This window comes from Micromonospora sp. NPDC047620 (assembly GCF_043205005.1).
Taxonomy (GTDB): Bacteria; Actinomycetota; Actinomycetes; order Mycobacteriales; family Micromonosporaceae; genus Micromonospora.
This window is the reverse complement of the sequence record NZ_JBIDDG010000009.1, coordinates 219,515-237,487: the sequence shown is the minus strand read 5'-3', so window position 1 is coordinate 237,487 and position 17,973 is coordinate 219,515. Positions and strand designations below refer to the sequence as shown.

The 17,973-nt window shown below is 75.7% G+C and carries 16 protein-coding genes; 10 read left to right on the top strand and 6 right to left on the bottom strand.

The window, feature by feature from the left end; all coding sequences use genetic code 11:
- Window positions 1–10: 10 nt before the first annotated feature.
- On the bottom strand, window positions 11–1,051 hold the full coding sequence (locus ACGF5C_RS13695) for a DUF4192 domain-containing protein (protein ID WP_393300960.1): 1,041 nt from the start codon (window positions 1,049–1,051) through the stop codon (window positions 11–13).
- Between the two features lie 150 nt (window positions 1,052–1,201).
- On the opposite strand from ACGF5C_RS13695, the gene ACGF5C_RS13690 reads away from it, so the two are divergent.
- The 5 genes from ACGF5C_RS13690 (at window position 1,202) to ACGF5C_RS13670 (ending at window position 8,041) form a co-directional block, all read left to right on the top strand.
- Window positions 1,202–2,107 carry a fructosamine kinase family protein gene (locus ACGF5C_RS13690; RefSeq protein ID WP_393300957.1) on the top strand — a complete coding sequence of 302 codons (906 nt, stop codon included), beginning with the start codon at window positions 1,202–1,204 and terminating at the stop codon, window positions 2,105–2,107.
- Window positions 2,104–3,117 carry a GTP 3',8-cyclase MoaA gene (moaA, locus tag ACGF5C_RS13685; RefSeq protein ID WP_393300954.1) on the top strand — a complete coding sequence of 338 codons (1,014 nt, stop codon included), beginning with the start codon at window positions 2,104–2,106 and terminating at the stop codon, window positions 3,115–3,117. The genes ACGF5C_RS13690 and moaA overlap by 4 nt, the downstream gene beginning before the upstream one ends.
- 134 nt (window positions 3,118–3,251) lie before the next feature.
- On the top strand, window positions 3,252–3,491 hold the full coding sequence (locus tag ACGF5C_RS13680) for a MoaD/ThiS family protein (protein WP_393301087.1): 240 nt from the start codon (window positions 3,252–3,254) through the stop codon (window positions 3,489–3,491).
- Between the two features lie 13 nt (window positions 3,492–3,504).
- Window positions 3,505–4,749 (top strand): metallophosphoesterase, encoded by a 1,245-nt coding sequence (locus ACGF5C_RS13675; RefSeq protein ID WP_393300951.1) that lies wholly within the window; start codon window positions 3,505–3,507, stop codon window positions 4,747–4,749.
- 100 nt (window positions 4,750–4,849) lie between these two features.
- Entirely contained in the window at window positions 4,850–8,041 is a 3,192-nt protein-coding gene (locus ACGF5C_RS13670) for a UvrD-helicase domain-containing protein (protein ID WP_393300949.1), read from the top strand.
- Between the two features lie 31 nt (window positions 8,042–8,072).
- Here the strand turns inward: ACGF5C_RS13670 and ACGF5C_RS13665 are convergent, their stop codons facing one another.
- Together ACGF5C_RS13665 and ACGF5C_RS13660 are read right to left on the bottom strand one after the other, a co-directional pair.
- On the bottom strand, window positions 8,073–8,819 hold the full coding sequence (locus ACGF5C_RS13665) for a prepilin peptidase (protein WP_393300946.1): 747 nt from the start codon (window positions 8,817–8,819) through the stop codon (window positions 8,073–8,075).
- A gap of 10 nt (window positions 8,820–8,829) precedes the next feature.
- Window positions 8,830–9,858, bottom strand: coding sequence for an EamA family transporter (locus ACGF5C_RS13660; protein WP_393300943.1), 1,029 nt, complete (start codon window positions 9,856–9,858; stop codon window positions 8,830–8,832).
- A gap of 80 nt (window positions 9,859–9,938) precedes the next feature.
- Between ACGF5C_RS13660 and ACGF5C_RS13655 the strand changes: the two genes are divergently transcribed.
- The 3 genes from ACGF5C_RS13655 to ACGF5C_RS13645 all read left to right on the top strand — a co-directional run bounded on the left by ACGF5C_RS13655 (window position 9,939) and on the right by ACGF5C_RS13645 (window position 13,175).
- Window positions 9,939–10,718 carry a hypothetical protein gene (locus tag ACGF5C_RS13655; RefSeq protein ID WP_393300940.1) on the top strand — a complete coding sequence of 260 codons (780 nt, stop codon included), beginning with the start codon at window positions 9,939–9,941 and terminating at the stop codon, window positions 10,716–10,718.
- A gap of 635 nt (window positions 10,719–11,353) precedes the next feature.
- Window positions 11,354–11,782, top strand: a complete 429-nt coding sequence (locus tag ACGF5C_RS13650; RefSeq protein WP_393301084.1) for a hypothetical protein — start codon at window positions 11,354–11,356, stop codon at window positions 11,780–11,782.
- A gap of 151 nt (window positions 11,783–11,933) precedes the next feature.
- Window positions 11,934–13,175, top strand: a complete 1,242-nt coding sequence (locus ACGF5C_RS13645) for an ATP-binding protein (protein WP_393300937.1) — start codon at window positions 11,934–11,936, stop codon at window positions 13,173–13,175.
- A gap of 20 nt (window positions 13,176–13,195) precedes the next feature.
- Here the strand turns inward: ACGF5C_RS13645 and ACGF5C_RS13640 are convergent, their stop codons facing one another.
- The gene (locus tag ACGF5C_RS13640; protein ID WP_393300934.1) at window positions 13,196–13,741 is read right to left on the bottom strand and encodes a GNAT family N-acetyltransferase; all 546 of its coding nucleotides are present in this window, start codon (window positions 13,739–13,741) and stop codon (window positions 13,196–13,198) included.
- A gap of 216 nt (window positions 13,742–13,957) precedes the next feature.
- On the opposite strand from ACGF5C_RS13640, the gene ACGF5C_RS13635 reads away from it, so the two are divergent.
- Together ACGF5C_RS13635 and ACGF5C_RS13630 are read left to right on the top strand one after the other, a co-directional pair.
- Window positions 13,958–14,503, top strand: a complete 546-nt coding sequence (locus ACGF5C_RS13635) for a DoxX family protein (RefSeq protein WP_393300931.1) — start codon at window positions 13,958–13,960, stop codon at window positions 14,501–14,503.
- Window positions 14,504–14,718: 215 nt separating this feature from the next.
- Window positions 14,719–16,161, top strand: coding sequence for a glycosyltransferase 87 family protein (locus ACGF5C_RS13630; protein WP_393300929.1), 1,443 nt, complete (start codon window positions 14,719–14,721; stop codon window positions 16,159–16,161).
- A gap of 18 nt (window positions 16,162–16,179) precedes the next feature.
- Here the strand turns inward: ACGF5C_RS13630 and ACGF5C_RS13625 are convergent, their stop codons facing one another.
- Together ACGF5C_RS13625 and ACGF5C_RS13620 are read right to left on the bottom strand one after the other, a co-directional pair.
- On the bottom strand, window positions 16,180–16,677 hold the full coding sequence (locus ACGF5C_RS13625; protein WP_393300926.1) for a molybdenum cofactor biosynthesis protein MoaE: 498 nt from the start codon (window positions 16,675–16,677) through the stop codon (window positions 16,180–16,182).
- A complete protein-coding gene (locus ACGF5C_RS13620) occupies window positions 16,674–17,933 on the bottom strand; it encodes a molybdopterin molybdotransferase MoeA (RefSeq protein WP_393300923.1) in 1,260 nt (419 codons plus the stop codon). Before ACGF5C_RS13620 ends, ACGF5C_RS13625 begins: the two co-directional genes overlap by 4 nt.
- Between the last annotated feature and the right edge of the window lie 40 nt (window positions 17,934–17,973).

The window sequence follows — 17,973 nt, the reverse complement described above, 5'->3', positions numbered from 1 at the left end:
CGCCGGCGGATCAGCGGGGGCCCCGACGGGTGCGCCTGCGGCGTAGCACGCCGGGCAGTGCGACCGCCGGCCAGCCGTCCAACGCGGACGGTGGCACGCCCCGGCGGAGCAGGTCGTCGAGGAGCAGCGCCAGCGCGTGGTCGGGGTGCTCGGCCAGACCCCGTTCCAGGGCCACCGCCGCCAGTGCCCCCTGCCCCGCCCGCCAGGCCGCGAACGCCAGCAGCGCCGCCGGCGCGGCGATCAGCTCCGGCTCGGCCCGGCGCAGCACGTCGGTCCAGAGCGCGATGTCCTCGTCCCGCCCGTCCGTGCGCGCCCACGCGTGGTCCCGGACGGTGACGTGGGTCAGCAGCAGGCTCAACCAGGCCACCTCGTCGTCGCCGAGCCGCTGCCCCCGCCGGTGCCGGCGCAACGCGCCGCGTACCGCCGCCACCCCGGCGGCCCGGACCGCCCGCCCGTCGCGCAGCTCCGCCGGGGGCGTCTTGTCGAGCAGGGCCGCCAGGCGCCGCTCGGCGCGGGCGGCGGCCCGGCGCATCGCCACCCGGCCCGGGCCGCCGACCGGGGCGACCTGCGCGACGAGGGCGGCCCGGTCGGGCAGGGCGACCTGGCCGGCGAAGACGGCCGCCGCGCTGACCTCGCTGGCCCCGGCGTCGAAGCGGGTGCCCTCCGGCGGGCAGCACTCCGGCTCCGTGCAGACGTACGACCAGTAGCGGCCCTCGGTGACGCGGAGGGCGTCGAGCACGGGCAGCCCGGCAACGGCCAGCGCGGCGCGCACGGCGTCGACGGCCGGGGTGACCCGGGCGGCCGGGCCGTAACCCAGGACCGTGGCGGTCTCGGCGCCCTGCCGGGCGATGACGCCGGCGAGGTGCCGGGCCGGATCGTGCGGGTCTGCCAGGTCGGGCAGGTCGGCGCGGGCGGCGAAGGTGATCCGGCGGCCCCGCATGGCGACCACGACCACGCTGTCGGCCGGGTGGAAGCCGAGCAGGTACGGCACGGCGGCGATGAGGTCGGCGGGGGAACGGACGGCGAGCCGGGGGCGGTCGGTCGAGGTCATGCCCGCAGCCTGCGGCGCGGGCGCACCGGCCGGCTGACCCTGTGGACGACACACGGGTTATCCACAGACACGGAGAGTATCGCCGCAGCTCACCGGGGAACCTGCGGCGCGAACGACGCGCGGTGAGGGTGAAGAGGCTACGTTGCCGTCATGGATCTGGCGTACCTGCGGGCGCACCCGGAGCACCTGCCGACCTTCCTGACCCACCAGCGGATCCGGGAGACGCCCGTCTCCGGCGGCGGCATCTGCGCCGCCTCCCGGCTGACCCTGGACGACGGCCACTCCGTCTTCGCCAAGACCTGGCCGGAGGGGTCCGACCGGTCGCTGCCGGAGGGCCTCTTCGCCGCCGAGGCGGCGGGCCTGCACTGGCTGCGCGAGGTGGGCGCGGTCGCGGTGCCGGAGGTGGTCGTGGCGCTGCCGGAGCTGCTGGCACTCGACTGGGTCGAGCCCGGCGAGCCGACGCCCGAGGCGGCCGAACGGTTCGGCCGGGAGCTGGCGGGGCTGCACCGGGCCGGCGCGCCGGCCTTCGGGGCCGAGTGGGCCGGTTTCATCGGGGCCCTCCCGCAGGACAACACGCCGGACGACGGCCCGTGGTCGCGCTGGTTCGCCGAGCGCCGGCTGGTTCCCTACCTGCGCCGCTCGGTGGACGGCGGCGCGCTGACCGGCGCGGAGGCTGGGCTGGTCGAGGAGGTCGTCGACCGGATCGGCGAGTTCGGCGGGGACGAGCCGCCGGCCCGTATCCACGGCGACCTCTGGCCGGGCAACGTGCTCTGGGGGGCCGACGACCGGGCCTGGCTGGTGGACCCGGCGGCGCACGGCGGGCACCGGGAGACGGACCTGGCGCAGTTGGCGCTCTTCGGCGGCGCGCCCCACCTGGACCGGATCCTCGCCGCGTACGCGGAGGCGTGGCCGCCGGCCGACGGGTGGCGGGAGCGGGTGCCGCTGCACCAACTCCACCTGATGCTGGTGCACACCGCCCTGTTCGGCGGGTCGTACCGTGATGCGGTCGCCCGCACCGCCCGGTCGGCGCTGGTGCGCGCTACCGTCGACGGGTGAACGCCGCCCCACCGACCGATGGCGTCCTCGTCGACCGGTACGGCCGCGTCGCCCGGGACCTGCGCGTGTCGCTGACCGACAAGTGCAACCTGCGTTGCACCTACTGCATGCCGGCCGACGGGCTGCCCTGGCTGGCGGGCCCGCAACTGCTCGACGACGACGAGATCGTCCGGTTGGTCGGGGTCGCGGTGCGGCGGCTCGGGGTGACCGAGGTGCGGTTCACCGGCGGGGAGCCGCTGATCCGGCCCGGGCTGGTCGGCATCGTGGCCGCCGTGGCGGCGCTGGAACCGCGTCCCCGGATCTCCCTGACCACCAACGGCATCGGGCTGGACCGGCTCGCCCCCGCGCTGCGCACCGCCGGGCTGGACCGGGTGAACGTCTCGCTGGACACCCTGGACCCGGAGCGGTTCGCCCGGCTCACCCGGCGCCGGCGCCTCCCCGACGTGCTGGCCGGGCTCGCCGGAGCGAATGCCGCCGGGCTGACCCCGGTCAAGGTCAACGCGGTGCTGATGCGCGGGGTCAACGACGACGAGGTGCCGGCACTGCTCCGCTTCGCCCTGACGCACGGCTACGAGCTGCGGTTCATCGAGCAGATGCCGCTGGACGCCCAGCACGGCTGGGACCGCACCACCATGGTCACCGCCGACGAGATCCTCGCCTCGCTGCGCCGGGAGTTCGCCCTGGCCCCCGACCCGACGGAACGCGGCGCGGCGCCGGCCGAGACCTGGCTGGTTGACGGCGGCCCCGCGCGGGTCGGTGTGATCGCCAGCGTCACCCGGCCGTTCTGCGGCGACTGCGACCGCACCCGGCTCACCGCCGACGGGCAGGTCCGCGCCTGCCTCTTCGCCACTGAGGAGGCCGACCTGCGCGGCGCGCTGCGGGCCGGGGCGGACGACGACGAGTTGGCCCGGCGCTGGCGCACGGCGATGTGGGGCAAGCGGGCCGGGCACGGCATCGACGACCCGGCCTTCCTTCAGCCGGCCCGGCCGATGTCTGCCATCGGAGGATGACCGTGACCGAACCGACGCGGCCGGCCCGCACCGGGACACCGGCCCAGACAGACACGGCGCGCGCCACGCCGCCGACCCAGGCAGGCACCGCCCACACCGGCTCACCGGCCGAGGGTGCCGACGTCGAGGCGTCGCTGACCGTACGCTACTTCGCCGGGGCGCGGGCCGCCGCCTGCCGGCCCGAGGAGACGGCACCCGGCGGCGGCTGCCTCGACGAACTCGTCGTGGGACTCGCCGAGCGGCACGGCGAGCGGCTCGCCGCCGTGCTGCGGGTGGCGAGTTTCCTGGTCGACGGCGTGAACTGCCATGATCGTCGGGCACCGCTACCGGCCGGGGCCACGATCGACGTCCTGCCCCCCTTCGCGGGCGGCTGAGGGAGGCGCGCACATGCTGGCGGCACTGGCCTTCGTGGCCACCATGGCGCTGATCACCGGCCTGATCCACCTCTACCTCTGGAAGCGGCTGGTGCGCGACACCACCATCCCGGGGCGTTGGCGGCGGATCGGCGGGATCACCGCCCTGGTGCTGGCGCTGCTCGTACCGGCGACCATGGCCGGCACCCAGGCGGGCCTCTACTGGCTCGCCTGGCCGGGCTACCTCTGGCTCGCCGTCATGTTCTACCTGCTGGTGCTGCTCGTGGCGCTGGAGGTGCCGATGCTGGTGGCCCGGCTGGTGCTGCGCCGCCGGGTCGTCGCCGCGGAGCCCACCGCCGCCGCGCCCGAGCCCGCCCTGGTCGGCGCGACGGGGCCGGCCGATCCGCCGGCCGCCGACGCGGTCGCGCAGCCGGACCACGACCCGGCCCGCCGGTTGCTGCTCGCCCGCGGGGCGGCGATCTTCGCCGGGCTCACCGCCACGGGCCTCACCGGGTCCGGCATCCGCACCGCGCTCGGCCCGCCGCAGCTCGACCGGGTGCAGATTCCGCTCGCCAAGCTCCCCCGGAGCATGGACGGCCTGCGGATCGCCACGGTCTCCGACATCCACCTCGGCCCGCTGCGCGGCCGGGCCCACACCGAGCGGATCGTCGCCGCGATCAACCGCCTGGACGCCGACATCGTCGCGGTCGTCGGCGACCTGGTCGACGGCTCGGTGGCGGAACTGGGCGAGGCGGCCGAGCCGCTGCGCGGCCTGCGCTCCCGGCACGGCAGCTACTTCGTCACCGGCAACCACGAGTACTACTCCGGCGTCGAGGAATGGGTCCAGGAGCTGGACCGGCTCGGGCTGCGGGTGATGCAGAACGAGCGGACGGAGATCCAGGCCCGGGGCGGCGTGCTCGACCTGGCCGGGGTCAACGACGTCACCGCCGCCGGCACCGGGCTGGCCGCCCCGGCGGACTACGCGGCGGCGCTCGGCGACCGCGACCCGAGCCGCCCCGTGGTGCTGCTCGCCCACCAGCCGGTGGCCGCGGTGGAGGCGGCGAAGTTCGGCGTCGACCTCCAGCTCTCGGGGCACACCCACGGCGGCCAGATCGTCCCGTTCAACCTCCTCGTGAAGCTCCAGCAGCCGGTGGTCTCCGGCCTCGGCGAGGTCGACGGCACCCAGGTTTACGTCACCAACGGCGCCGGCTTCTGGGGCCCGCCGGTGCGCGTCGGCGCGGAGCCGCAGGTCACCCTGGTCGAGCTCCGCGCCCGCTGACCCATAGCGCGGGGCAGGCGGCTTGTCCAGCACCGGACGCTCAGGTCACGGGTCTGCGTGGCGACCGGCGGGTAATCGGGCGGGCGTGACAGGATGCGGCGTGCCTCCGTTCAGCGCCGCACCCTCCGGTGGCCCTTCGCCGTTCGTCGCGGATCTGCACATCCACTCGAAGTACTCGCGCGCGTGCAGCCGCGACCTCACCCTGCCCAACCTCGCCTGGTGGGCTCGGCGCAAGGGCATCGGCGTGCTCGGCACCGGCGACTTCACCCACCCCGCCTGGTACGACCACCTGCGCGAGACCCTGCACCCCGCCGAGCCGGGCCTGCACCGGCTCAGCCCCGAGGCGGAGCGGGACGTCGCCCGCCGGCTGCCGCCCCGGCTGGCCAGCGAGGCGGAGACGGACCCGGTCCGCTTCATGCTCAGCGTGGAGATCTCCACGATCTACAAGCGGGACGACCGCACCCGCAAGGTGCACCACCTGATCTACCTGCCCGACCTGGACGCGGTGGCCCGGTTCAACACGGCGCTCGGGCGGATCGGCAACCTCGGCTCGGACGGCCGGCCGATCCTCGGCCTGGACTCGCGGGACCTGCTGGAGATCACGCTGGAGGCCAGCGCCGACGGCTACCTGGTGCCCGCCCACATCTGGACGCCGTGGTTCTCCGCGCTGGGCTCGAAGTCCGGCTTCGACGCGATCGCCGACTGCTACGCCGACCTCGCCGACCAGGTCTTCGCGGTGGAGACCGGCCTCTCCTCCGACCCCGAGATGAACTGGCGGGTCGGCAGCCTGCACCGCTACCAGCTCGTGTCGAACTCGGACGCCCACTCGCCGCCGGCCCTGGCGCGGGAGGCCACCGTCTTCGCCACCGCCCGGGACTACTTCGCCGTCCGGGACGCGTTGCGCACCGGCGACGGGCTGGCCGGGACCATCGAGTTCTTCCCGGAGGAGGGCAAGTACCACGCGGACGGGCACCGGCTCTGCGGGGTCAACTGGTCCCCGGAGCGGACCCGGGCCGCCGGCGGGCGCTGCCCGGAGTGCGACAAGCCGCTGACCGTCGGCGTGCTGAGCCGGGTGGAGGAGCTGGCCGACCGTCCGGCGGGGCACCGGCCTGCGCACGCCAGGGACGTCACCCACCTCGTGCCGCTGGCCGAGGTCCTCGGCGAGATCAACAAGGTGGGCGCCCGCTCGAAGAAGGTCGAGGGGAAGCTCAACGACCTGCTCGCCGCGCTCGGCCCGGAGCTGGAGATCCTCACCACCACCCCGCTCGCCGAGATCGCCCGGGTCGGCGGGGAACTACTCGCCGAGGGCATCGGCCGGCTGCGCCGGGGCGACGTGCACCGGGTCCCCGGCTACGACGGCGAGTACGGCGTCATCACCCTGTTCGACCCGGCCGAGCTGGGCGGCGGCGCGGCGACGGCGCAGGAGACCCTCTTCGACGTACCCGTGCCGGCGCAGCGCACCCCCGCGGAGCCGGCGCCGAAGCCGCGGGCCAAGCGCCCGACGGTGGCCAAGGCCGAGCCGAAGCGCAAGGTCGCGCCGGCCACGCCGCCGCCCCCGATCGCGCCGGCGCCCTCGCCGCACGAGCCGTTCGAGCCGATGCTGGCGGGCATGGAGGAGGTCGGCACCGGCCTGCTGGACCGGCTGGACGCGATGCAGCGGGTGGCCGCCTCCGCGCCCGGCGGGCCGCTGCTCATCGTCGCCGGGCCGGGCACCGGCAAGACCCGGACGCTGACCCACCGGATCGCCTACCTCTGCGCCGAGCTGAACGTCTTCCCGGAGCAGTGCCTGGCGATCACGTTCACCCGGCGCGCCGCCGAGGAACTGCGGCACCGCCTCGACGGCCTGCTCGGGCCGGTCGCCGAGGACGTCACCGTCGGCACCTTCCACTCGCTGGGGCTGACCATCCTGCGGGAGAACGCCGACGCCGTCGGCCTGCCGGCGGACTTCCGGATCGCCGACGACGCCCAGCGGGCGGAGGCCCGTGCCGAGGCCGGCGCCGACGACGCCGGCTACGCGGCGCTGCGCAAGCAGGACCTGGTCGACCTGGACGAGCTGCTGACCCTGCCGGTCGCGCTGCTGAAGGCCGACAAGAAGCTGGTGCAGCAGTACCGGGAGCGCTGGCGGTGGATCTTCGTCGACGAGTACCAGGACGTCGACGAGGTGCAGTACGAGCTGCTGCGCCTGCTCAGCCCCGCCGACGGCAACCTCTGCGCGATCGGCGACCCGGACCAGGCCATCTACTCCTTCCGGGGCGCCGACGTCGGCTACTTCCTGCGCTTCTCGCAGGACTTCACCGACGCCCGGCTGGTGCGGCTGAACCGCAACTACCGCTCCTCCGCCCCCATCCTGGCCGCCGCGGTGCAGGCGATCGCGCCGTCGTCGCTGGTCCGGGGCCGCCGGCTCGACCCGGCCCGGCTCGACCCGGAGGCCCCGCTGGTGGGCCGCTACCCCGCGGCCTCCGTCGCCGACGAGGCCGACTTCGTCGTACGCACCATCGACGAGCTGGTCGGCGGGCTCTCCCACCGGTCGCTCGACTCGGGGCGGATCGACGGCCGGTCGACCTCGCTCTCCTTCTCCGACATCGCCGTGCTCTACCGCACCGACGCGCAGGCCGCACCGATCGTGGACGCGCTGGCGCGGGCCAACATCCCGGTGCAGAAGCGCTCGCACGACCGGCTGCGGGACCGGCCGGGGGTGGCGGCCATCGCCCGCGAGCTGCGGCACGCCGGCGGGCTCGACGGCTCGCTGGCCGCCCGCGTCCGGCTGGCCGGTCAGGTGCTGGCGGAGCGCTTCGCCGTGCCGACGCTGGACGGCGCCGGCGCGGTACGCCCGGAGGACGTCCGGGCGGCGGTCGACCTGCTCACCCCGCTGGCCCGCCGCTGCGGCGACGACCTGCCGCTGTTCCTGTCCCAGCTCGCCACCGGCGCGGAGGTGGACGCCCTCGACCCGCGCGCCGAGGCGGTCACCCTGCTCACCCTGCACGCGGCGAAGGGGCTGGAGTTCCCGGTCGTCTTCCTGGTCGGCGCCGAGGACGGGCTGCTCCCGCTGCGCTGGCCCGGCAGCACGCCCGACGACGACGCGATCGCCGAGGAACGGCGGCTCTTCTTCGTGGGGTTGACCCGGGCCCAGGACCGCCTGTACGTCACCCACGCCGCCCGCCGCAGCCGGCACGGCAACGAGCGCGAGTGCTCCCCGTCGCCGTTCCTCGACGCCATCGACCCGGGCCTCTTCGAGCGCTTCGGCGAAGCCCAACCCCGCCGCCCCCAAGACCGCCAACTCCGCCTCATCTAACCCCTTCCCCTCTCCGCGGGGGCAGGGTCGGTCAGGGGGTGAGGGTGGCGAGCCAGGCGCCGGTGAGGAGGGCCGGGCCGAGTGGGAGAGGGGTGTCCCGGCGCACCCTGCCGGCGGCCAGCAGGGCCAGCACCACCACGCCGTTGAGCAGGTGCGGCAGGAGCAGCCCGAGCGCCAGCGGTGACCAGCCCAGCCAGCCGAGCGGCAGGCCCAGCACCGCGGCGAGCTTCACGTCGCCGAAGCCCAGCCGCGAGCCGGGCAACAGGGCCAGCAGCGCGTGCCCGGCGAAGCAGAGCGCGGCCCCCGCCACCGCGCCGAGCAGCCGCTCCGGGGCCCCGGTCAGCAGCGCCGCGCCGGTCAGGCCGACGGCGACGACCAGCGCGGCCGCGCCCACCAGCGGGTCGGGCAGCCGCAGGCAGGCCAGGTCGACCACGGCCAGCACCAGCCCCACCGCCGCCAGCCCGAGGAAGGCCGGCAGGACGGGGTCGCCGCCGAGGGCCGCCGCGAGCCCGGCGAACACGACCGCACCCACCACCGCCCCGGCGACCGCGCCGAACCCGGCGGACGGGCCGATGCCGGCAGCCCGGGCGGCGGCCGGCGGCCCACCGTGGTCGGCCGGCCGACCCGGCTGGCCCGTCGCGGCGGACGATACCGCCCCGACGGCGGGCCCGGGCCGGGTCGACGCCGGTCGGCCCGTCCAGCGGCGGGCGACCCGGAGCGCGGCGAGGCCGGCGACGCCGCCGAGCAGCGCCGCGCACGCCACCAGCCCGCCCGACACGGGCCGGACGCTACCGGCGGGACGGCTCCGGCGCGGTCCCCTGGGCAGGACGTCGGGGTCTCTCGGTGCTCACGACGAGGGCGACCCCGGCGACGATGACCGCGCCGCCGAGCAGCACCTGCGCGGTGACCGGCTCCGCGACGAACAGCGCGCCGAGCGCCACCGCGACCGCCGGGTTGACATAGGCGTACGTCGCGACCAGCGAGATCGGGGCGTGGTGCAGCAGCCAGACGTACGCGGTGAAGGCGACCAGGGAGCCGGCCAGCATCAGGTACGCGAGCGCGAGCCACGACCGGCCGGTCACCTGGCCCGGGTCGAAGCCGCGCAGCTCGCCGCGCCCCACGGCGAGGACGGCGAGTGCCGCCGCCCCGGCGAACATCTCGTAGACGGTGGCGACGAACGGGTCGGCGGGCATCCGGATCCGTCCGGAGAGAAACGAGCCGATCGACCAGCTGGCGGCGCCTGCGACGATGGTCAGCGCCCCGGCGAGCGGTACGGCGTCCGCCCCGCCGGTCGGCAGCACGAGCAGCACCAGGCCGACGAAGCCCAGCGTCACCCCGGCCAGCGTCCAGAACCGGGGCCGGTCGCCCGTGACCGTACGCAGCAGCACCACCAGCAGCGGGACGGTGGCGACGAGCAGCGCGGCGATCCCGGAGGGCACCGCGACGCCCGGCGGGCCGGACTCGGCGAGCGCCACCAGCCCGTTGCCGCCGGCCAACAGCAGCACCCCGACCAGCGCGGCCGAGCCGAGCTGCCGCCGGTCGACCCGCAGCGCGCCCGGGCCCCGGCGCAGCCGCAGCACGATCGCCAGCACCAGACCGGCGGCGGCGAACCGGGCGGCCGCCGAGCCGAGCGGCGGCATCGACTCCACGGCGATCCTGATGCCGAGGTAGGTGGAGCCCCACACGACGTAGACCAGCAGCAGGGCGGTCCAGACCAGGGCCGGCGCGGCGGCGGCCGCCCGACGCGCCCCGGTGCCCGGGTCGGTCCCGGTGGGCGGCTCGGCGGCCGGTGACGGAATCGGTGGGCGTGGTCTCATCGGTGGACACGCTACGGTGGCCTGGGCGTCGGCGTCCCTCGTTGGTGGCCGGCCTCTCACCACTCACGCGGGAGACGTGCATGGCGGACTACGGACCACCACCGGGTCGGGGGGACCCGGCACCGTGGCGTGGGCGGCAGCCGGACGAGGCGTACGGCCCGCCGGCCGCCTCGCCCGGGCGCGGCGGGTGGGACGATACGCACGCCACGTACCCACCGCCGGAGCCCGGGTACGGCGGCCAGCCGTACCGGCGGGGCGATCCGGGCCACGGACCGGGGACGTACCAGCAGGGGGCGCCGCCTCCCGCCTACGACCACGGTCCCCCCGCGCCGCCGTACGCCTCCTGGCCCGGCTCCGCGCCCCCCTCCCCGTACGCGCCGGGCCCCACGTCGCCGCCGGAACGCCGGCGTGCCCGGGGGCCGGTGGCCGCGGTGCTGGCGGCGGTGGCGGTGCTGGTCCTCGTCGGCGGCGCGGCGGTGTTCTACCTGCTCGGCCAGGACGACGAGGCGCCGGTGGCCACGCCGAGCGGGCCGGCGCCCGCCGCCGGGTCCGGAGTGCCGGAGGAACCGGCGAGCGCCCCGGCGCCCACTGCCCCGGCACCCGAGTCCTCCGCCGACCCCCGCTTCGTCGAGGCGGGGCAGTGCGTACGCAACGACGGTCCGACCGGCGGCAAGCCCAAGCTGCTGATCAGTGACTGCGGCCCGCAGACGTACGAGGTGCTACGTCGGATCGACGGCGCGACCAGCGGCGAGAAGGACGCCGCGGCCAAGTGCGCCAAGGTCGACGGCTACACCAACTGGTATTTCTTCGACAGCGAGCTGGACACCCTCGACTTCGTGCTGTGCCTGAAGCAGCGCTGAACCACCGCACCCCTGGGGAAGAGATGACAACCTACGGATCACCCGGCCAGCCGGACGACCCCTACCAGCGCCCGGCCGACAATCCCGGGGGCCTGCCGCCCATCGACCCGACGCTGCCCCAGTGGGGGCAGCCGCCGTCGGCCGCCGCGGAGCCGCCGCCCGCCCCGCAGTGGGGCCAACCGCAGCCCGGCGGCGAACCGCCCGCCGCCCCGCAGTGGGGCCAGCCGCAGCCCGGCGGCGAACCGCCCGCCGCCCCGCAGTGGGGCCAGCCGCAGCCCGGCGGCGAACCGCCCGCCGCCCCGCAGTGGGGCCAGCCCGGCTCGGCCGCCGAGCCCCCGACCACGCCGATGTGGAGCCAGCCTCCGGCCCCCGGACCGGCCTACCCCCCGCAGCCCCCGACCTCCGGGTCGGGCTACCCGCCGCCGCCCACCTCTGGGGCCGGGTATCCGCCCCCGCCGGGGGGTCAGCCGTCGGCAGAGCAGGGTGGCTATCCGCCGGCCGGGCCGTTCCCGCCGGCCGGCCCGACGCCCGCGCCGGCGCCGGGCGCCCAGTGGGGCGCCCCGCCGCCGACCCCCGGCAGCTACGGGACGCCGCCGCCCGCTCCGCCGGCGAAGAAGGGCGGCGGAAAAATCGCCCTGATCATCGGCCTGGTGGTGGTGCTCCTGCTCTGCCCGTGCCTCGGGATCGCCGGCTGGGCGTTCTGGCAGGCCGGCGAGGACGACGATCCGTCGATCTCGGCCCCGGCGACGACCGCTCCCGCGGATCCGACGGGCGAGCCGACGGACGAGCCCAGCGCGGCGCCGAGTTCGGCGGAGCCGAGCCCGAGCGAGGACGACGACGACGATTTCGCCAAGGGCGACTGCGTGGTCAACGACGGCACGTCCACCGACGCCGAGCTGCGGAAGGTGCCCTGCGGCCCCAACACGTACGAGGTGCTGCTGCGGATCCCGGGCACGAGCGACGGTGACAAGTGCAAGACCCGGGCGCCGAAGTCGACGGCGAACTACGTGCACGACAACTCGGTGGACTTCCTCGACTACGTGCTCTGCCTGAAGAAGCGCTGATTACCAAAACTAGGGCTGTCTAGCATGGACGCTAGACAGCCCTAGTTTTGTCTCGACGCCGGATCCGGCGTCCGCCTCGGCTCCGACACGCCGGTAGCCCCATCTACGGATGTCTAGCCCCGCAGCTAGACGGCCCGATACTGTGCGATGCGTGGATCCGGTCCGCAACCCGTACGCACCGGGCGCCGGCCAGCGTCCGCCCGAGCTGGCCGGACGGGGGCGCGAGCTGGACGTCTTCGACGTCGTGCTGGAGCGCATCGCCCGCGGGCGGCCGGAACGCAGCCTGATGCTCACCGGCCTGCGCGGGGTCGGCAAGACGGTGCTGCTCAACACCCTCCGGTCCCAGGCGATCAACCACCTCTGGGGCAGCGGCAAGATCGAGGCGCGGCCGGACCAGTCACTGCGCCGCCCCGTCGCCGCCGCGCTGCACATGGCCGTCCGCGAACTCGCGCCCCGGCACCGCGCGCCGGACCGGATCGACGCCTTCCTCGGCGTGCTGAAGGCGTTCGCCCAACGGTCCGCGCCGACCGGTCGCGGCGGCGCCGCCCCGAAGCTGCGCGACCGGTGGCAGCCCGGCATCGACGTGCCCGCCGCCAGCGGCCGGGCCGACTCCGGCGACATCGAGATCGACCTCGTCGAGCTGCTCACCGACGCCGCCGCGGTGGCCGCCGACGTCGGCACCGGCATCGCCGTCTTCATCGACGAGATGCAGGACCTCGGCGCGGAGGACGTCTCCGCGCTCTGCGCCGCCTGCCACGAGCTGTCCCAGCTGGGCGCGCCGCTGATCGTGGTCGGCGCCGGGCTGCCGCACCTGCCGGCCGTGCTCAGCGCCGCCAAGTCGTACTCCGAACGGCTCTTCCGCTACCAGCGCATCGACCGGCTCGACCGGATCGCCGCCGACCAGGCGCTCTGCGCGCCCGCCGAACGCGAGGAGGTCGAGTACGAGCAGAAGGCGCTCGACCTGCTCTACGAGAAGTCCGGCGGCTACCCGTACTTCGTCCAGGCGTACGGGAAGGCAACCTGGGACCACGCGCCGCGCTCGCCGATCACCGCCGCCGACGTGCGGGTCGCCGCGCCGGAGGCCGAGGCCGAGCTGGCGGTCGGCTTCTTCGGCTCCCGGTTCGAGCGGGCCACCCCGGCCGAGCGCGAGTACATGCGGGCGATGGCCACCCTGTCCCTGGTGGCGGGCGAGGTCGACGGCGGCGGGCGGGACGACATGGACGCCGCCGTGCCGACGGCGGAGATCGCCCGCGCCCTCGGACGCAAGCCGGCCAGCCTGTCCCCGGCCCGGGACGCGCTGATCAAGAAGGGCCTCATCTACTCCGGCGAGCGCGGCACGGTGGCCTTCACCGTCCCCCACTTCGGCCGCTACCTGCGCACCCAGCCGGCCTGACGGGCGGGGTGGGCGCGGGGTCAGACCTTCGACCAGGGCGGGGGGAAGAGGACCTCGCCGCGCGGCGGCGGCCCTTCGCCGCCGGTGGTCGGCGGGAGCACCAGCGCCTGCCAGGGGTCGCCGAGGCCGGACCAGGGGCTGGTCAGCCCCATCCGGTCGGCCCTGCCGAAGCCGAACCGGTGGTAGTAGGACGGGTCGCCGAGCACCACCACCAGCCGCTCGCCCAGCTCGGTGGCCGCGTCGAGGCCGGCCTGGACCACCGCCGTGCCGAGCCCGATCCGCCGCCGGTGCGGCGCGACCGCCACCGGGCCGAGGGCCAGTGCCGGGGCGGTGGCGTCGTCGGACCTCACCCGGACCCGGGTGAGCAGGGCGTACCCCACGACCTCGCCGCCGTACTCGGCGACCATCGCCAGCTCCGGCAGCCAGGCGGCGCTGCCGCGCAGCTCGTCGACCAGCCCCACCTCGGGCGGCGCGGCCACGTCGGGCCGGGCGAAGGCGGCGGCCAGCACGCGACGGACCGCGCCGGTGTCGGCCGGGTCCTCGGGTCGCAGCCGCAGCGTCGTCACGCGGGGGACGTTACCCCTCGTCGGCGGTCCATCAGCGACGGTCGCTCGAATCGGCGTGGCGCGACCTCGCCGGGTCGGCGTGGCGCGACCTCGCCGGGTCGGCGTGGCGCGACCTCGCCGGGTCGGCGTGGCGACCAGCCCGGGGAGGTCCACGTGGGCCGATCCGGATCGGCGGTTGCGGGGGTAACCGGGCCGGTGACGGGGTATGACTGACCCATGAAACCCGTACGCTCCCTCGCCCGCGCCATGTTGAGCGGCATCTTCGTGGTCAGCGGGTTGCACAACCTCCAGAACCCGGGGCGGCTGGTCCCGGCCGCGAAGCCCCTGACCGACCGGGTGACCCCGCTGCTGGAGAAGGCCGGCCCGCGCATCCCCACCGACACGGAGACGCTGATCCGGGTCAACGCGGTGGTGCAGGTCGGTGCCGGGCTGATGCTCGCCACCGGCAGGTTCGCCCGGCCGGCCGCGCTGGTCCTCGCCGGCACGCTGGTCCCGGTGACCCTCGCCGGGCATCCCTTCTGGAACAACGACGACCCGGGAGCGCGGAGCAACAACCAGATCCACTTCCTGAAGAACATCGGCCTCTTCGGCGGGCTGCTGCTCGCCGCCGCCGACACCGGCGGCAAGCCCGGCCTGCGGTGGCGGACCGGCCACCGGATCGGCCACTCCCGACGTTCGGTGCAGCGAGCCGTCCGTACCGCCCGCAGAGAGGCCCGGATCGCCGTACGATCGGCAGCGACGGCCCGACGACTCCCCGGCTGACCTGCGTCGATACCTCCCCTCCGCCGGCCCACCACCCGCCAACGCCACGAATCACCTGAACCATCCGGTAGGCGTTAACGCGGTGGAAATGTCAAAAACATGTGTGGGATCGGACACGGTCACATAACGCGGGAGGCATTAACGTGAGGCGCCGTTCTAGGCTCCGTACCGGACCTGGACGGGTAGGACGACCTTGGTACGGGGGTGGCCACGCCATGCCGGCGACCGTCGGAAGACGGGTGGGCCGCCTCGCCCCAGTCCGTCGCGTAACGCGTGGGATCGATCGTAGGACAGTCGTACGGACCGGCTTCGTGGCCGCCGTCGCCTATGCCGCATGGCTCGCCATCGGCGCTTTCGGGCGGCCGTACAACTTCTTCGACATGAAGATCTACCACGGCGCGGTGGTGTGGTGGGCGAGCGGTCACGAGCTCTACGAGTTCATCGCACCCGGCACCACCCTGGGTTTCACCTACCCGCCGTTCGGCGGCCTGGTCATGCTGCCGATGGCGCACCTGCCGGTCGAGCTGGCCGGGATGGTCAACGCGCTCGCCAGCATCGCCGCCCTGGCGGTCGTGCTCGCCGGTCTGCTCCGCCCCATCGTCGACCGGCTCGGCTGGCCGCTCCCGTTCACCGTGGCGATCGCGACGCCGCTGGCGGTCGCCATCGAGCCGGCCCGGGAGACCCTCGGCTACGGCCAGGTGAACCTGCTCCTCTTCGCACTGATCATGGCCGACCTGATCGGCCTGCGCTGGCGCTCCCGCCGGGGCACCCACGTCGCCGAGACCGACGGCCCACTGCTGCGCTTCGTCTACAGCGGCGCGTGGGCCGGCGTCGGCATCGGTCTGGCCACCGCGGTCAAGCTGACCCCGGCTCTGTTCATCGCCTACCTGATGATCACCCGACAGTGGCGGGCGGCGGCCACCGCGGTCGGCACGGTGATCGCCGTGACCCTCGGCTCCTTCGCCGTCGTCGACACCGAGTCCCGGGCCTACTTCGGCGGCGTGCTCTGGCAGACCGAGCGGGTCGGCGCCGCCGACATGACGCCCAACCAGTCGCTGGCCGGGCTGCTGGCCCGGCTCTACGACTCGATCGAGACGCCCGGCCTGCTCTGGCTGTCGTTCGCGGTGCTGATGCTGGCGCTCGGCCTGTCCCGCGCCGCCAACGCGCGCGCCGACGGCGACGAGCTGACCGCGTTCACGCTGGTCGGCCTCACCGCCAACGTGATCAGCCCGATCTCCTGGACGCACCACCTGGTCTGGGTGATCCCCGCGATCATCGTGCTGGCCGACGCCGCCGTACGCCGCCGGGACGCCAGCCGCGGGCTGGCCCAGCGGGCCGGCCAGGGCGCGTACGGCGGGCTGCCGGGGGTCAACGGGCTGCGCCCGCCGATCTGGTACCCGACGCTGACCGGGCTCCGGCACGGCGTCGCGGCGATCGGGCTCTACCTGCTCTTCCTGGTCTCCCCGATCTGGCCGTACGAGCACCAGCTCCCCGAGGTGTCGCACTACCAGGACGGCCTCTTCGGCGCCCTGATGGAGAACTCGCTGGCGCTGGCCCTGATCGTGCTCGTCGCCGCGCTGCCGTGGCGCCCCGGCGCCGAACCGGCCTTCTACGGCGACCGGATGGGCCGCCAGGCCACGCTCGGCGCCCGCCGCTGAGGGGGATCGGACCGCCCGTCAGGGGCAGTTCACCCACTCCTCGGTGCCGTCGGCGAACACCTGCCGCTTCCAGATCGGCAGCCGCGCCTTGACCTCGTCGACCAGCCGGGCGCAGGCCGCGAACGCGGCGGCCCGGTGGGCGGTGCTGACCGCCGCGACCAGGGCCACGTCGCCGATGGCGAGCGGGCCGATCCGGTGCGACACCGCGACCGCGTACACGTCCGGTTCGGCGGCGATCTCGGCCGCCACCTCGCGCAGCACCCGCTCGGCGCTCGGGTGGCCCTCGTACTCCAGGCTGGTCACCGCGCGGCCGTGGTCGTGGTCGCGGACCACGCCCTGGAACGACACCACCGCGCCGGCCCGGCGGTCCGCGACCGCCGCCTCGTGCGCGGCCAGGTCGAGCGGCCGGTTCGTGACCTCGCCGAACGTCGTGGGCGGGTGCTCGGTGGCCGAACTGGGCGTCGTGGGCCGGTGGTCCGCGACTCGGCCTGACGCGTCGGTGGTCGGCGCGGTCACCACGCACGCTCCCCGGGCAGCAGCGGCAGTGGCACGACCGGCACCCGGTCACCGGGCTCGCCCGAGGCGCCGGGGCGGATGACGGCGAACCCGTCCGCGCCGGCCAGCCCGCGCAGCATCGCCGAGCCGACGTGCCGGACCGGGTGGGCGGTGCCGGCGGCCCGGTCCAGCCGGACCAGTGCCAGGTGGGTGTACCGCCCCCGGCCGGGCACCGGCTCGGCGAGCGTGGCGTGCGGCAGCACCGGCATCGGGCGGCCCGACAGGCCAGCCAGGAGCGGGGCGACCAGCGAGACCAGGGCGATGATGGCGGACTGCGGGTTGCCGGGTAGCCCGGCGACGAACCGGACCCGCCCGTCGGCGTCGGTCAGCCGGGCCAGCAGCATCGGGAAGCCGGGCCGCACCGCGACCGTGTTGACCACGTAGTCGGCGCCGAGGGCCTCCAGCGTGGGGTGCAGGTGGTCGACCGGGCCGTGCATCGTGCCGCCGGTGGTGCAGACCAGGTCGGCGGTGGCCAGCGCGGCGCGCAGGGCCGCCACGTGCGCGGGCAGGGTGTCCGCCACCGGTCCCACCACGTCCGACGGACGCACCACGCAGCCGTACCGGCGCAGCCACGCCGGCACCGCCGGCCCGAGCGCGTCCCGGACCCGGCCGGCGGCGGGCGGACCGGCGGTCAGCAACTCGTCGCCGAAGACCAGCAGCGCGGCGCGCGGCTGCCGCCGCACCAGCAGGCTGTCGTGCCCGCAGGAGGCGGCCAGCCCGACCAGCGCCGGGTCCACCGGTGTGCCGGCGGGGACCAGTTCCTCCCCGGCGTACGCCTCCTCGCCGGGCTCGCGCCACTCCGGCGCGGGCCGCGGCGTGCCGTCGACCAGGCCCCCCGGCGTACGGCGGGACTCCTCCACCCGCAGCACGGCGGTGGCGCCCGCCGGCACCATCGCGCCAGTGGCGATCTCGACGGTCGTCGCGTCGTCGGTCAGCGGCGCCGGGGTGCTGCCGGCCAGCACCCGCCCGACCGGGCGCCACGGGCCCGCCCCGCGCACCGCCCAGCCGTCGACGCTGGAGGTCGGGAAGGCCGGCAGGTCCGTACGCGCGGTCAACGGCTCGGCGAGGGTGTGCCCGTCGAGCTCGGCGAGCGGCCGGCTCACGGCGGGTAGCGCGGCGGCCAGGCCGACCGCGTACACCCGGGATCGGGCCTCCTCCCAGCCGGCCGGCGGGGGCGCGGCGACTGGATCGGCGGCCGGTGCGGTTTCCGTGCTCACCCGGCCGAGCCTAGCCGGTGCGGGGTGCCGGTCGCCCCGC

What these genes read in the sequence shown, in the direction of transcription:
- ACGF5C_RS13695 (WP_393300960.1), bottom strand. Translation starts at nt 1,051, where the DNA reads ATGACCTCGACCGACCGCCCCCGGCTCGCCGTCCGTTCCCCCGCCGAC.
- ACGF5C_RS13690 (WP_393300957.1), top strand. Translation starts at nt 1,202, where the DNA reads ATGGATCTGGCGTACCTGCGGGCGCACCCGGAGCACCTGCCGACCTTC.
- ACGF5C_RS13675 (WP_393300951.1), top strand. Translation starts at nt 3,505, where the DNA reads ATGCTGGCGGCACTGGCCTTCGTGGCCACCATGGCGCTGATCACCGGC.
- ACGF5C_RS13660 (WP_393300943.1), bottom strand. Translation starts at nt 9,858, where the DNA reads ATGAGACCACGCCCACCGATTCCGTCACCGGCCGCCGAGCCGCCCACC.
- ACGF5C_RS13655 (WP_393300940.1), top strand. Translation starts at nt 9,939, where the DNA reads ATGGCGGACTACGGACCACCACCGGGTCGGGGGGACCCGGCACCGTGG.
- ACGF5C_RS13635 (WP_393300931.1), top strand. Translation starts at nt 13,958, where the DNA reads ATGAAACCCGTACGCTCCCTCGCCCGCGCCATGTTGAGCGGCATCTTC.
- ACGF5C_RS13630 (WP_393300929.1), top strand. Translation starts at nt 14,719, where the DNA reads ATGCCGGCGACCGTCGGAAGACGGGTGGGCCGCCTCGCCCCAGTCCGT.